We start from the raw sequence: 15,513 nt of genomic DNA on the forward strand, positions 1-15,513 counted from the left end.
ATCGGCGGCGGCCTGGGCCGCCAGCGGGGCGGCGCACAGCAGCAGGGCAAGGGTCAGGCGCAGCGGCATGGCCGGGCTCCATGGAGGACAGCGTCGATCATACGCACAGCCCCGTCAGTGCAAGCAGTGCCATGGCTGCAACAGATCGTGGCATCGGGCAGGCGCGCACGGCGCGGCAACAGGCTGTTCCAGGGATGCACGCAGGTGGCACGGCAGTGCCGGCCGGGCGCCGCCGCAGGGGCTGTGGGACAATCAACCGCTACAAGGAGATCTGGATGGCGATGGGGACGCGTGGCGGGTGCGCGGGCATCGTGTTGCTGGTACTGGCGTTGTGCACGCTACCGGCAGCCTCGTGGGCCGCAGTGACATCGGCAGGAACGTCGGTAGAGACCCCGCGCATGCGCCGGCTGGGTGCGGCCGAAGGCATGCCGTCGCGGATGGTGCTGTCGCTGGCGCAGGATCGCCAGGGCTATGTCTGGGCCGCCACCAACGATGGCCTGGCGCGCGTGGATGGCGTCGGCCTGCGCGTGTGGCGCCACGATCCGGCCGATCCCGGCTCGCTCCCGGGCAACGAGATCGAAACCCTGCTGGTGGACCCGCTGGACCGGGTCTGGGTGGGGAGCAGCGGCGTTGGCCTGTCGATGCTGCCGCCGGGCCGCGAACGCTTCCAGCGCTTCCCCGAGCTCGAGACAGCCTGCGAGGGCCAGGTGTGGTCGCTGGCGTATGCGGGCAAGTCGCTGTGGATCGGCACCAACCGCCACGGCATCTGCCGGCGCGAGGAAAATGGCCGCCTGGTGCGCTATCGGGCCGACCCCGCCGACCCGGCCAGTCTTCCCGATGACACCATCTACAGCCTGTTGGCCGATCCGCAGGGCCGGGTCTGGGTCGGCACCGGCAGTGGCGTGGCGCGCTGGGATGGACAGCGGTTCACCCGCATCGCCAGCGACGTGCTGGGGGGCAAAAGCGTCTTCCGCCTGACCCGCGAACCGGATGGCACGGTATGGGCGGGCACCGAGGGGGGGCTGTTCCGTATCGGTGCCGATGGCAGCGCACGCCGGGCACCGTGGACACTGAGTGCCGACGTACGCGCCGCCACGGTCGTACATGACCGCAACGGTGGCTATTGGCTGGGAACGGCCGATGGCCTGTACCGCGGCGACCGCGACACCGCCCAGTTGCTGGCCGGCGACGGCGGCAGTGGCTTCCTCACCGCGCGCAGCGGCGTGCTGGACATGCTGCAGGACCACGAAGGCGGGCTGTGGGTCGCCATGCTTACCCAGGGCCTGGCCTACCTGCCGCCGGACTGGCGACGTTTCTCCACCTGGTACCAGTTGGATGGCAAGCCGCTGGACAGTGTGTACCTGCTCGGCGTGGCCGCGGCGGGTGACGATTTCTACGTGTCCGGCGCGCACGGTATCTACCGGTTGGACGCACGCGGCACGCTGGCTCAGATCGCCGACGAAAAAATCCTCGGCGTCGGCGCGAACTGGTCGGTGCTGCCGCGTGCCGATGGTGCGTTGTGGATCGGTCGCGCTGGGCGCCTGAACCTGTACCAGCCGCGCACCGGGCAGCTGCGCGAATGGAAGATCGGCGGCGGCTCGGATGTGCGCCAGCGCATCGATCTGATCCGCCAGGCGCCCAATGGCGAGATATGGCTGTCGATCATGAACTACGGTATCCAGCGCCGCGATGCCGAGGGCAAGGTGCTCGACACGATCCGCATCGACGCCGACCGTGGGCTGACCGACGCCCCGATCGAGCAGATGGTGTTCGATGCACGCGGGCACCTGTGGGTCATGGGTGACGCGGGGCTGATGCGTTGGAACGAGGGCCGCTTCGAACACGTGCCGGGGATCGCCCCGGGCAACATCTTCGACATGGCCTGGATCGCTCCGGATGAACTGTGGCTGGCGCGCGACGGCGCACTGGAGCGTTACCGCTGGGACGGCCTGAGCATGACCCTGCGCGAGCGCGTAGGCGCCGCCGAGGGCGTGCCGCCGGTCTCGATGGGCGGCCTGGTGACAGGGGCTCAAGGCCAGGTGTGGGCGACCACCCCACGCGGCCTGGTCCGCTGGGACCGGGCGCAGCGCCAGCTGCGTGTCTACGGCGAGCGCGATGGGCTGCCGGACATCGAATTCAGTGCCCGGCCCCCCGCGCGCGCCGCCAACGGCCGCATGCTGGCGGTGACCGCCACCGGCCTGGTCGGTTTCGACCCGGACGCCGCCGATCTGCCGCTGCCGCCGTCGCAGCTGGTGATCGACAACCTGCAGGTGCGCCGCGACGATGCCGAGGGCCAGCAGTCGCTGCCGCCGGACGCGCCGATCGTGCTGGGTCCCGACGACCGCGATCTGATCATCACCGCCCGCCTGCTGTCCTTCGCCAATCCGCAGGGCAACCGTTACCGCTACCGGGTCGCCGGTTACGACCAGAACTGGGTGATGCAGGCCTCCGACGGCGAACGCCTGTTGTCACGGCTGCCCTCGGGGCAGTACGCCATCGATGTACAGGCGGCTACCTCGCACGGGCCATGGACGCCTTCGCGCACGCTCAGCGTGGAGGTACTGCCGCCGTGGTGGCGCAGTGGCTGGGCGATTCTGGCCTACCTGCTGCTGTGGCTGCTGCTGGCGGCGGTGGTGGTGTATGTGGCGCGGGTGCGGCTGCGGCGGCGCCAGCAGTGGCAGCTGACCGTGCACAAACAGCAGATCGCCGAACAGGCCTCCCAGGCCAAGAGCCGGTTCCTGGCCACGCTCGGGCACGAGGTGCGTACGCCGATGACCGGCGTGCTGGGCATGAGCGAGCTGTTGCTGGCCACGCCGCTGGATGATCTGCAACGGGGCTACGCCGCTTCGATCCAGCACGCCGGCACCCACCTGCTGCGGCTGGTCAACGACGCGCTCGACCTGGCGCGGATCGAAGCGGGCCGGCTCGAACTGGATATCCGCCCATTCGATCTGATGTCGATGCTGGCCCAGGTGCAGACGCTGATGGAGCCGATGGCGCACCACCGCGGCCTGGCCTTCGAGCGCAGCTTCAACCTGCCCGGTCCGGTGCAGGTCAGTGGCGACGAAATGCGTGTGCGCCAGATCCTGATGAACCTGCTCGGCAATGCCATCAAGTTCACCGAGCGTGGGCATGTCGGGTTGAGCGTGGAACTGCTCGACGATGGGCTGGGCGTGGCTTTCGAGGTCATCGACACCGGCCCGGGCATCAGTTCGGACCAGCAGCAGCGCCTGTTCCACCGCTTCGAACAGGCCGATGGTCCGCGTACCGCATCGCGCTACGGCGGCAGTGGACTGGGCCTGGCGATCTGCCAGGAGCTGGCGGTGGCCATGGCCGGACGGATCGACATCGACAGCCGGCTCGGCCAGGGCGCGCGTTTCACCGTGCAGCTGCCGCTGCCGTGGACGCTGCAGCGCGGGACCACGCCCGGCCATGCCCGCGACGCGGCGCGCATCCAGTTGCCGCCCTTGCGCATTCTGCTGGTGGAAGACGACCCGACCGTGGCCGAGGTGATCGCCGGGTTGCTGCGCACGCGTGGCCACGAGGTGGTCCACGTGCTGCACGGATTGGCCGCGTTGTCCGAGGTGTCGGCCGGGTCGTTCGACGTGGGCCTGCTGGACCTGGATCTGCCGGCGCTGGACGGTATCGCCATCGCCGGACAACTGCGCGCGCTGGGTTACGAGCTGCCGCTGATCGCCGTCACCGCGCGCTCGGATGCCTACGCCGAGCAGCAGGTGCTGGAAAGCGGCTTCGATGGCTTCCTGCGCAAGCCGGTCACCGGCGATCTGCTGGTCGAGGCGATGGCGAAGGCGCGTGCCGGACGCCAGCCGGACGGCTGACCGCAACCGGTGGCGTGTCGAGATAGGCGTGATGTGTCGATCTTGTGCGATCGATGCGAACTTCAACTCGGCAGGATGTGATCTCGCGCATGTGCAGAACCCGCACGGGCTGCCGGATCACTTTATTGTCCTCGTGATGACTGTGACGTGGTTGACGTAAGCCGTGGCCTGCGGTGTGGCACGGCAATGGATGTGCGGGGTCTGGCTGGCTGCGTTGCTCGTGGTGGGGCCGTGCGCCATGGCTGCCACCGTGCTCGATCTGCCATGGCCGCACCAGCTCGGCCTTCGCGAGGGCCTGCCGACCGCGGGCATGCACGCCATGGCCGAGGATGCGACCGGGTATCTGTGGGTGGCCGGAAGCGACGGCCTGCTGCGCTTCGATGGACGACGCGTGCGGGTATGGCGGCGCGAGGACGGGTTGGTCGATGCGGTGTTGCACGCGCTGCACGTGGACACCCGCGATCGTCTGTGGCTCGGCACCGCTTCGCAGGGCGTGGTGATGATGCCGGCCGATCGCAGCCGCTTCGAGCGTCCCGACGCACAGGCCCCGCTGGCCGTGCGCACCGGCACGATCCACGCCATTGCCAGCAGCGGCGACGGTACGCTGTGGGTGATCGGTGCCGACCGCCAGCTGTACCGGCTAGGCACCGACACGCCACGCTGGCAGCAGGTGGACGTGGGCGCCGATGCGGTGACCGCGCTGGCGCGTGATCGTGACGGCACGCTCTGGGCAGGGACCTCGCACGGGCTGCACCGCATCCGCGACGGGCACGCCCAGCGCATGGGCGTGCATGCCCTCGCGGTGCAGACGCTCTGGGCCGACCCGCAGGGCGGCATCCATGTCGGCAGCGCAGGCGGCGCCTGGACCGTGGATGCCGACAGCGACGTGCTGCAGCCGCGCGCCCCCGGCCAGCCGTTGCTGCGCAGCACCGACGGTACGCTGTGGCAGCAGCAGGACATCGGCCTGGTACTGCGGCGCGGCGCACGCGTGCAGCCGGTTGCATTGCGTCCGCTGCATGGCCCGCCTGCCCGCAGCGTGGACATGCGCCAGGCGCTGCAGGACCAGCGTGGCGACATCTGGTTTCTCAGCCGTGCGCACGGGCTGTGGCGGTTGCCGGCGCGCTGGCGCGCGTTCACTGCGTTGCCGGCCGCAGCCGATGGATTGCCGGGCATCCGCAGTCACTACGCAGTTGCGTTGACCGGCTCCGGCGATGGGCGGTTGTGGGTGGCCGGCAGCCAGGGACGGTTGCAGCGGCTGGACCTGCGCACCGGTGCCAGCAGCGATCACCTGACGTATCCGCATGCGGGTTTCAGTGCGGTGGCCGTGGGCATGGCTGAAGATCCGCGGCAGCGACTGTGGATCGCCAGTGCCGGGCAGATGCTGCGTTACGACCCGGCGCGCGGGGAGGTCCGGCGCTGGCCGCTGCTGCTGCCGCCGGGCAGCGGGGCAATGCATCTGCAGGCCTGTGCCGATGGCAGCGTGTGGTTGGCCCACGCGCAGCAGATCCAGCAGTGGTCGGCCGACGGCATCCGGCTGCGTGCCGATACCCCGCAGGCGTTTGGGCTGGGGCGCGGCCGGGCGGCGCGGCAACTGCTGTGCGACCGCACCGGCATGCTGTGGGCGACCGACCGCGACGGAATCAAATACTGGGATGCCACGCGCACGCGCTTCGTCGCCGCCGACGTACAGGGCGCGACCGTGGCGGCGATCGCCGAGGGCGACGATGGCAGCCTGTGGCTCAGCCGCCAGGACGCGCTCGAGCAGCACCGTTGGGATGGCCACCGGCTGCGGCGGCTTCGTCGCTTCGATGCGGCCGCCGGTTATCCGCTGCTGCGCGCCGATGCACTGGCGGTGGATGCACACGGCACCGTGTGGGCAGGCGCGGCGCGTGGCCTGATCCGGCTGGATCCGGACGAGGGCAGGGTGCGCGTGCTGGGCAGCGCCGACGGCCTGCCGGTGCAGGAGATTCTTGGCCAGCGCCTGGTGCGGCTGGCGACCGGCGCGCTGGCTGCAGCCGTGCGCGAAGGTGGCCTGCTGCTGCTGGAGCCGGGCAGCGTGCACGAACCGCATCCAATACCGACGCTGGTGGTCAATGCGGTGCGTTTGCAGCGGCGGGGCACGGCCCTCAACCTGCGCCCGGAGGCGGATGCGACGGTGCTGTCCAGCGCCGACCGCAACATCCAGGTGGCGGTCAACCTGTTGGGGCCCGGCGATCCGGACCGCATCGAACATCGCTTCCGTCTGCTCGGGAATGAGCCGGACTGGGTGGACACCGGGCCGGTCGCGCAGCGCATCTTCGCGCGGTTGCCGGTCGGCGAGCACGTGCTGGCCGTGCAGGCGCGGCAGGGCGATGGCCCGTGGTCGGCCACGCGGCAGGTGGCGCTGCGGGTCGAGCCGGTCTGGTGGCAGACGCTGCCGGGAAGGATCGCAGCGGGGCTGGCCGGCGCCGCCGCGCTGCTGCTGCTGAGCCGCGCCGGCGCCTGCCTGGTGTGGCGACGACGGCGCCGGCACGCCGCGCGCCTGCACCACCACCGGACCGAACAGGTATCGGCCGAGCGCACGCGTTTTCTCGGTCGGCTGGGGCAGCGCATCCGGGTGCCGATGACGGTGGTCTGCGGCTGGAGCGAACTGCTGCTGCAGGCCCCGCTGGACGCGCGGCAACGCGCACAGGCCAACAGCCTGCATCGCGCGGGCCTGCATCTGGTGCAGCTGGTGGATGATGCGCTGGACCTGGCCAGCATCGAAGCCGGACGCCTGCAGCTGCAGCCCGCTGCGTTCTCCCCGACCGCACTGCTGCAGGAACTGCATACCCTGCTGCTGCCGGTGGCGGCGGCCAAGGGCGTGAGGCTGGTCTGCGACAGTGGCATCGACCCGCAGCGATGGTGGTGGGGCGATGTACGTCGCCTGCGCCAGATCCTGCTGAACCTGATCGGCAACGCGGTGAAGTTCACCGCGGACGGCAGCGTCGGGGTGACTGCGCAGCGCGGCCCCGACGGCCACGGCCTGGTGCTGGTGGTGACCGATACCGGACCGGGCATGACCGCCGAACAGGTGCAGCGGCTGTTCCAGCGTTTCGAGCAGGCCGATGGCGCCGCCACGCTGGCACGTCATGGCGGCAGCGGACTGGGCCTGGCGATCAGCCGCGAACTGGCCCAGGTGATGGGCGGTGATATCCGTGTCCACAGCCAGCCGGGCCAGGGCAGTCGTTTCGAGGTGCGCGTGCCGCTGCCCGATGCCCCGCACCCACCGACACACCCGATGCCGTGCGGCATCCCCGATGTGTCCAGCGCGACGCCGCTGCGCGTGGTGCTGGTGCTGGCAGATGCGGAGATCGGCGCGGTGGTGTCCGCGCTGTTGCAGGCACAGGGCATCGACGTGGCCTGTCCTGCGCAGGGCGCCGCCGAGGTTGAAGCGTGGCCTGCCGCGCGCTGCGACGTGGTGGTCGCCGATCCGGATCTGCGCATCGCGGGCGAACGCATCGGCACGCTGCTGGCGCGCTGCTGGCCCGGCGTGCCCAGGTTGGCGTTGACCCCGCGCGCCGATGCCGGCGCCGAGCGCGACGCTCTCGCCGCAGGATTCAGCGGGTTCCTGCGGCTGCCGGCGCGCAGCGACATGCTGACAGCGGCGCTGGCTGGCTGCAGGGCTGCGCGATGACGATGCTGCGCCGGGCACTGGCGTGGCTGTTGCTCTCGCTGTGCGCGGCGGGCGGCGCGTGGGCACAACTGCCCGAGGCGTTGCGCTTCACCACGGTCGATGGCTTGCCGTCCAACGCGGTGCACCAGGTGGTCGAGGATCGGCACGGCTACCTGTGGTTCGCCACCGACGATGGCCTGGCCCGTTTCGATGGGCGCCACTTCCGGATCTGGCGGCGCGAACAGGGACTGGTCGACAACCAGGTGCTGGCACTGACGCTGGACGAGCACGACCAGCTCTGGATGGGGACCGGCCAGGGCGGGGTAATGCGGCTGTCCGCGGATCGCACCCGCATTGATGCGTTCGGCGGCGCCCGCCATCCGGCCCTGGCCGGTGCGGCGATCAACGTCGTGCGCGCCGATGCGCAGGGCAGCATCTGGTTTGGTGCGCGTGGCGCGGGGTTGTTCCGGCTCGATCCGCAGCAGCGCCTGCGCCAGTACCTGCCCACGCTGCGCGGCGACGGCGTGCCGGCCGGTGATGTGGAGCACCTGGCCCACGATGCCGACGGCGGGCTCTGGGTGGGCACCCCGCAGGGGCTGGCACGCTGGCACGCCGGCCGTTTCCATCGCCCTTCGATTGCCGCGCTGGCTTCCGCGCCGATCACCGGCATCGGCGTCGATGCGGCGGGTGTGCCGTGGATCAGCAGTGCGGCAGGGCGCTTTCGTGGGCAGGGTGGGGAGCGCGTGCAGGCGTTACTCATGCACGCGCCTGCGCGCCTGCTTGGCATCGGCCGCGAAGATGCGCAGTGGTGGGCGGACGGGCAGCAGGTGTGGCGGCAACCGGCGGGCGCGGGCGCGATGGCGGCAGTCGGGTTGGCGTCGGCGGGCGGTGGCGCGATGCCCCGCCTGCGGCTGGCGTTCGAGGATCGCCGGGGCGGCGCGTGGCTGGTGGGGACACACCTGGGCGCGTGGCGCCTGCCGCCGCTCTGGCAGCACTTCCACGCACGGCCGTCGCCGCCGCGGCAACCTGCACTGGACGGCTTTACGCCCGCAGCGGGCCGCTCCAGCGCCGAATTGAGCTGTGCCGATGATCGCTACTGGCGCATCCGCGGCGACCAGTTGGAGCGACGCGGTGCCGATCGACGGCGGACGGCGCGCTGGCCCCTCGTGGACACGGCAGGGACGACCCTGCAGGGGCCGTTGTCGTTGCACTGCGCGCTGGACGGCGGGGTGTGGCTGGGCGGCACGGCTGGGCTGAAACGGTGGAATGGCACGCGTTTCGTTGCGGTTGCCGGCGCGCCTTCGGAGATCACCGCGCTGCACGTCGATGCTGGCGGTGACCTGTGGATCGCCGCGGCCGGGGTCATCCACCGCTATCGGTGGCAGCAGGGCACGCTGCAGCTGCGTCTGCGCCTGGATGAGCGCGATGGTCTGCCACCGGTGCAGCTGCACGCCCTGGCCTCCGATGCCGACGGTGTGCTGTGGGCCACGTCCGCGACCGGATTGCTGCGGGTGGCACCGGCGCGGCGTGAGGTTCGTCTGTACGGCCGTGAGGACGGTGTTCCGGACGCGGTGCTGCATGCGCGCCTGCAAGCCGACGCCGGTGCGATGCTGGCGATCGGTGAAGACCGCACCGCCGTGGCGTTCGACACCGACCCGCTGGCGCGGCCGATGACCTCCCCGGCGCTGGTGATCGAACGGGTGCAGCTGCGCCGCGGCAGGCATCTGCTGAGCGTGCCGCCGCTGGGGCCGTTGCGGCTGCAGGCCGAGGATCGCGACATCCAGATCACCGCGCGGGTGCTGTCGGCGCAGCTCGATCCGCGGCAGCAATACCGGTTCCGCTTGCGCGACAGCGGGCAGGGCTGGAGCCAGACCCGCAGTCGCGGCACGATCGGTTTCCCCCGGCTCCCGCCTGGCCAGCATGTGCTGCAGTACCAGGAGCGCGGTGGCGATGGACGCTGGTCGGCCCTGCAGGAGCGGGTGCTGCACGTGCAGCGCAGTGAGTGGCAACACCCCGGCGTATGGGCCGCGCGCATGGCCGCACTGGGGGCGTTGCTGGTGGTGATGGGATGGGGCGCCTGGCGCAGCCTGACGCGGCTGCGCGCACGGCGCGCATTGGTGCAGCAGCGCGGCTGGGCACAGCAGTCCGCCGATGCCAAGGCCGGCTACCTGGCCACCTTCGGGCATGAAATACGCACGCCCCTCACCGGCGTGCTGGGGATGAGCGAGCTGCTGCTGGCCTCGACGCTGGCACCGCAGGAACGGCGACGTATCGAGCGCATCCAGCGTGGTGGGCGGCAATTGCTGGCGATCGTCGATCACGCGCTGGACGATGCGCGCCTGGAGGCCGGGCGGGTGCCGTTGCAGTCGTCGCGCTTCGATCTGGTGACACTGCTGCAGCGCTGGCGGCACCACACCCACCTGCAGCTGTGCGGGCAGGGCAGCAGCCTGGCGATGTGCGTGCACCTGCCGGGGCATGCGCGGGTTGGCGGGGATCCGCGGCGCCTGCGGCAGTTGCTGGAGGCATTGATCGACGGCCTGCTCGGTGCGTTGTCAACCTGTCGGATCGCGGTGCAGGTGGGGTGGCTGCCCGGCCGCGGCGGCATGCTGCTGGACCTGCAGGCCACTCCGGTGGCGGGGCTTCCCGTGCCAGCCGAGGCGGTGCTGCGCGCGGCACTGGAGCGCGCGCAGTCGTGCACGCGGGCATTGGAGGGACAGCTGCGGGTGGTGCCGCGTTCCGGGACGGGGTGGCGCCTGGCACTCAGCCTGCCATTGGCAGCCGGCACCGACGGCGGCGACGACACCGCGCGCAGCAGTGCGGTCGTCGGCGGCGCGCCGCGTTCGTCCTGGCGGGTGCTGCTGGTCGAGGATGATCCGCTGGTGGCGCAGGTCCACGCCGGGCTGCTGGTCGCGCGCGGCGCGCAGGTGTTGACTGCCGCGCATGCGCTGGCAGCGATGGCCGAGCTGGCGGCGGCAGCGGCCGATGTGCTGCTGCTGGATCTGGATCTGCCGGGGGTGGATGGCTGGCAGTTGCTGGGCATGCTGCGCGCGCAGGGCTGCCAGGTGCCGGCGTTGATCCTGACCGCACGGCGCGAACCCGGGCTTGCCGAGCGCGCCGTGGCTGCCGGGGCCTCGGGCGTGCTGCACAAGCCGGTCGACGGCGATCGGCTTTACGCGGCGGTGGACACGCTGTTGAGGGATTGAGCGGATCGTCGCCACGCGGCGAACCGTTTACCATGCGGGCCTGGCCCCAGGCTCGACACACCGCAACCGCGGTGGGGATCGTCCCCCTGGCGTGCATCCACGGACCGAGTCGGGAGATCCACTGGTGGTGCCTTTGCGTTGGCTGCTCCTGCTCGGGATGGTATGGCTATGGCCGATGCTCGGCCACGCCCAGCCCGTGCCGCCGACGCCGCGCCAGCTCACCGTGTTCGACGGGTTGCCGTCCAATACGGTCAATCGCATGGCCGAAGACGGCTACGGCTACCTGTGGATCGCCACCAACGACGGCCTGGCCCGCTATGACGGGCGCACCTATCGGGTGTGGCGCGCGGAGGACGGGCTGCGCGACAACCATGTGTGGAGCGTGCACGTGGATGCACGCAACCAGTTGTGGATCGGCACCGAAAACGCCGGGCTGGCGATGATGTCGGCCGATCGTCGCGAACTGCGCTTCTTCGACCGCGCCAGCCATCCGGTGATCGGCAGCAACACGATCTGGAGCATCACCTCCACCGCTGATGGCGCGGTCTGGTTCGGCACCTACGAAGGCGGCCTGCACCGGCTCGACCGCGACGGCAAGGTCACCCGTTTCATGCCCGAGCATGGCAATCCACGCAGCCTGCCGTCCGCGTCGGTCACCCACCTGGCGACCACCCGCGACGGCAGTTTATGGGTAGGGACCAAGGCCGGGCTGGCGCGCTGGACCGGGCATGACTTCGAGCGGGTGTCCAGCCGCTATCTGCATGAGCAGCTGATCAACGGCCTTACCGCCGAACTTGACGGCAGCCTGTGGGTGGCGACCAATGCCGGGGTGGTGGTGCGGCGTCCGGATGGACGCATCGAGCCGGCGCCATGGAAGGTCGATGCCCGTGACCAGATCCTGGGCATGATGCTGCGCGACGAACAGGGCGGCTACTGGCTGGATACCCGCTCCGGGTTGGGCCGCGCCTACGACAACCAGTTCCAGCAGGTGCCGTTGTACAGCGCCGTGGCGCGCGGCCAGGTGCGACCGAACTGGACCGGTGCCTATGAGGATCGCGAGGGCGGGATCTGGCTGGCCAGCACCAACAGCGGCCTGTGGCATCTGTTGCCGCGCTGGTGGCAGTTCTCGGTGCTGTCGCGGCTGGAAGATGATCCCGCCTCGCTGCGCAACGCCTACGTGCTGGGCATGTCCGCCGCCGCCGATGGCGGGGTGTGGACGGTGGGCACCCACGGAGCGCTGGACAAGTTCGACCCGGTCACCGGCCGGGTGTCGCAGCACCGCACCTGGGTGGACGGCAACCAATGGCTGCAATCGGTGAAGGAGGACGCGCTGGGGCGGGTCTGGATCGGTTCGCGCGATGCGTTGTTGCGCTATGACCCGAAGGAGGCAGCGCTGCGGCGATGGGGCAACACCGCGGCGGTGGATGCGGCGATGGAGGGGCAGATCGAATCGCTGGCGCTGTGCGATGGCGGGCGGCTGTGGAGCGCGGCGTCGACCGGACTGCAGCAGCGTGATCTGGAGGGTCGGGTGCTGCACCGCATTGCCGCCGGACATGCGGGACTGGCAGTGGGTCAGATCGCGCTGGACCTGATGTGCGGCAGCGAGGACCACCTGTGGGCGGCGACCAACCAGGGGCTGCTGCACTGGGTGCCGGCGCGGTCGCGGTTCGAGCCGGTCCCGGGCGCACCTCCGGGCGCGATCCATGCGCTGACCACCGCCGACGACGACAGCGTGTGGCTGTCCGAGGAAGGACGGCTGAGCCAGTACCGCTGGCAGGACGGCCGGCTGCTGCTGCAGGCGGTGATCGGCGGCGGTGCGGGCTATCCGGACGTCTCGGCGACCGGGCTGGTGGTGGATGCGCAGGGCGTGGTCTGGGCGGCCAGTGCGCGTGGCCTGATCCGGGTGGATCCACAGATGGGCAACGTGCGTCTGTATGGCGTGCACGATGGGTTGCCCAGCCAGGAGTTCCGCCGCAGCACGTTGACCCGTACCGCCAGCGGCCGCATCGCCGGGGGAACGCCGGCCGGCGTGGTGGTCTTCGACCCGCGCCAGGTGCGGCCGTCCAACCGGCGCGCGCCGCTGGTGATCGAACGGGTGGAAGTACGCCGCGGCGACCGGGTCGCCGACCTGACCCACCTGACGCCGCTGGAAATTGCCGATGCCGATCGGGACCTGCGCATCGTGGCGCGGTTGCTGTCCTTCGCCGATTCGTCATCCAACAGCTATCGCTACCGCTTGGCCGGTTATGACCCGGACTGGGTGGACGTGGGCCCGGCCGGCGAGCGGGTGTTCTCGCGCCTGCCCCCGGGCAGCTACCGGCTGGAGGTGCAGGCGCGCTCGGCCGACCAGGTGTGGTCGCGGGTGCAGTCGCTGGAATTCCGGGTGCAGCCGCCGTGGTGGCGCAGCCTGTCGGGCCTGCTGGTGCTGACCTCGCTGGCGTTGCTGCTGATGAGCCTGTTCGCCTGGCTGTATCGACGCCGCCTGCAACGCAAACATGCCTACCAGCTGGCGTTGCAGAAGCAGGAACTGGCCGAGCAGGCCTCGGCGGCCAAGACCCGCTTCTTGGCCAACCTGGGCCACGAAGTGCGCACGCCGATGACCGGCGTGCTGGGCATGAGCGAGCTGTTGCTGGGCTCGGTGCTGGATCCGCAGCAGCGCAGCTGGACCGCATCGATCCGGCATGCCGGCGAGCACCTGCTGCACCTGGTCAACGACGCGCTGGACCTGGCGCGGATCGAGTCGGGACGGTTGCAGTTGCAGGCCGAGCCGTTCGATGTGAACAACCTGGTCGAGGATGTGTGCACCCTGATGGCCGCGCTGGCCGACCAGAAGCAACTGCGTTTCGTGGTCGACAACCAGTTGCCGAAGGGGCTGGGCAGCGTCGGCGACGCGGTACGGGTGCGCCAGATCCTGCTCAACCTGCTGGGCAATGCGGTCAAGTTCACCACCCACGGCGAGGTGCGCCTGAAGGCGACGACGTTGTCGGCCGATCGCGGGCTGTGCCTGGAGGTGTCCGATACCGGCCCGGGGATCAGCAGCGATCAGCAGCAGCGGCTGTTCCGCCGTTTCGAGCAGGCCGATGGCGCGCGCACCGCCGCGCAATACGGCGGCAGCGGGCTGGGTCTGGCGATCTGCCGGGAACTGGCGCTGGCGATGCAGGGCCAGGTCGGTATCGAGAGCCAGCTGGGGGTGGGCACGCGTTTCAGCCTGACCTTGCCGCTGCCGCTGCACATCGTCGCCGCGCCGGCCGGCTTCGCAGGCGTGGGCGACGGCCAGCGGCTGCCGCCGTTGCGGATCCTGCTGGTGGAAGACGATGCGACCGTGGCCAGCGTGATCTGCGGGCTGTTGGGCGCGCGTGGGCACCAGGTGGTGCACGCCGAGCACGCGCTGGCGGCGCTGCGCGAGGTCAGCGAGGCGCCGTTCGACGTGGCGCTGCTGGACCTGGATCTGCCCGGTCTGGGCGGGATCGAATTGGCCGGGCACCTGCACAACCAGGGCTACGAGATGCCGATGATCGCGGTGACCGCGCGTACCGATCCAGGCATCGAGCAGCAGGTGCGCGCGGCGGGCATGCAGGGCTTCCTGCGCAAGCCGGTGACCGGTGAGCTGCTGGTGGAGGCGATCGCCCGGGCATTGCGGGTGGCGCGCGGGTAGCGGCGGGGCACGTCAGCGGCGAGCGGCTGCTCGTCGAGCTTGCGGCCAGCGGTCCGATGTTACTCGGCGACCTCTTCCACATCGCGTGGGGACGGACGGGTGTCGGGCAGCTGCCAGAAGATGACGGTAGAGGTGAGGGTGATGGCGCCGACGCAGACGAACGTGGCATGCAGGGCGGCCGTGGCGCCGCGCAGGGCGTCGAGGTGGTCGAACGCGGCCAGCAGGCTGCCGGCCGCCGCCGCACCGAAACCGGTGGCGAGCATCATCACCATCGACAGCAGGCTGTTGCCGGAGCTGGCGAAATCGCGGTCGAGATCGCGCAGGGTGACGGTGTTCATGACGGTGAACTGCAGCGAGTTCACCGCGCCGAACAGGGCGAGCTGGACGATGCGCACCCACAGCGGCTGGCCGGGGGTCATGAAGATGAAACTGGCCATCGCCAGGCCGACCAGCACGGTGTTGACCATCAACACGCGGCGGTACCCGAAGCGTTCAACGAGCTTGACGGCGTAGCGCTTGGACAGCATGCCGGCGGCGGCAACGGGGATCATGAGCAGGCCGGCATTCATGGGGCTCATGCCCATGCCGACCTGGAGCAGCAGCGGGATGAGCAGGGGCATGGCGCTGCTGCCGATGCGCGAGAAAAGGTTGCCGAGGATGCCGATGCGGTAGCTGGGGACGTGGAACAGGGCGAGCGAAAACAGCGGTGCGGTGGAGTTGGCCGCGTGCAGCCAGTAGCCGACGAGGGCGGCCAGGCCGGCGACGGTCATGAGCATGACCAGGGCATGCGGGGTGGCCATGCCGGAGATGCCGTCCAGGGCGAGCGAGAGTACGACCATGCCGAAGGCGAGCATGAGGTAACCGGCCAGGTCGAACCGGGTGCGGTGTTCGGCGTAGTGGTCGGGCATGATTTTCATGGCGGCGAGGTAGCCGATGACGCCGATGGGGAGGTTGATCAGGAACACCCAGTGCCAGGAGGCGACTTCGACCAGCCAGCCGCCCAGGGTGGGGCCGATGAGGGGGCCGATGAGCGCGGGGATGGCGATGAAGCTCATGGCACGGAGGAATTCTTCGCGCGAGACCGAGCGCATGACGGCGAGGCGGCCGACGGGGAGCAGCATGGCACCGCCGACGCCCTGGAGGACGCGGGCGCCAACGAGCTGGTGCAGGGTCTGGGCGAGG

General features: G+C 70.5%; 5 protein-coding genes. 4 read left to right on the forward strand and 1 reads right to left on the reverse strand.

Features of this window, described 5'->3' with window-relative positions:
• Positions 1-281 precede the first annotated feature (281 nt).
• The 4 genes from RTO53_RS15390 to RTO53_RS15405 all read left to right on the forward strand — a co-directional run bounded on the left by RTO53_RS15390 (position 282) and on the right by RTO53_RS15405 (position 14,331).
• Complete coding sequence (locus RTO53_RS15390) at positions 282-3,839, forward strand: ATP-binding protein (protein WP_312238620.1); 3,558 nt, start codon at positions 282-284, stop codon at positions 3,837-3,839.
• 238 nt (positions 3,840-4,077) lie between these two features.
• A complete protein-coding gene (locus RTO53_RS15395) occupies positions 4,078-7,494 on the forward strand; it encodes an ATP-binding protein (RefSeq protein WP_312238617.1) in 3,417 nt (1,138 codons plus the stop codon).
• Positions 7,491-10,676, forward strand: a complete 3,186-nt coding sequence (locus RTO53_RS15400; RefSeq protein WP_312238618.1) for a response regulator — start codon at positions 7,491-7,493, stop codon at positions 10,674-10,676. Before RTO53_RS15395 ends, RTO53_RS15400 begins: the two co-directional genes overlap by 4 nt.
• A 157-nt stretch (positions 10,677-10,833) precedes the next feature.
• Entirely contained in the window at positions 10,834-14,331 is a 3,498-nt protein-coding gene (locus RTO53_RS15405) for an ATP-binding protein (RefSeq protein WP_312238621.1), read from the forward strand.
• Between the two features lie 59 nt (positions 14,332-14,390).
• On the opposite strand, the gene RTO53_RS15410 is transcribed toward RTO53_RS15405, so the two are convergent.
• The coding region (locus RTO53_RS15410) for an MFS transporter (RefSeq protein WP_312238619.1) at positions 14,391-15,513 on the reverse strand (1,123 nt) is incomplete at its 5' end.

The sequence above is a fragment of the Stenotrophomonas sp. genome (assembly GCF_031995405.1).
Lineage (GTDB): Bacteria > Pseudomonadota > Gammaproteobacteria > Xanthomonadales > Xanthomonadaceae > Stenotrophomonas.

Coding starts and splice junctions, on each gene's coding strand:
- RTO53_RS15400 (WP_312238618.1), top strand. CDS start 7,491: ATGACGATGCTGCGCCGGGCACTGGCGTGGCTGTTGCTCTCGCTGTGC.
- RTO53_RS15395 (WP_312238617.1), top strand. CDS start 4,078: ATGGCTGCCACCGTGCTCGATCTGCCATGGCCGCACCAGCTCGGCCTT.
- RTO53_RS15390 (WP_312238620.1), top strand. CDS start 282: ATGGGGACGCGTGGCGGGTGCGCGGGCATCGTGTTGCTGGTACTGGCG.
- RTO53_RS15405 (WP_312238621.1), top strand. CDS start 10,834: ATGGTATGGCTATGGCCGATGCTCGGCCACGCCCAGCCCGTGCCGCCG.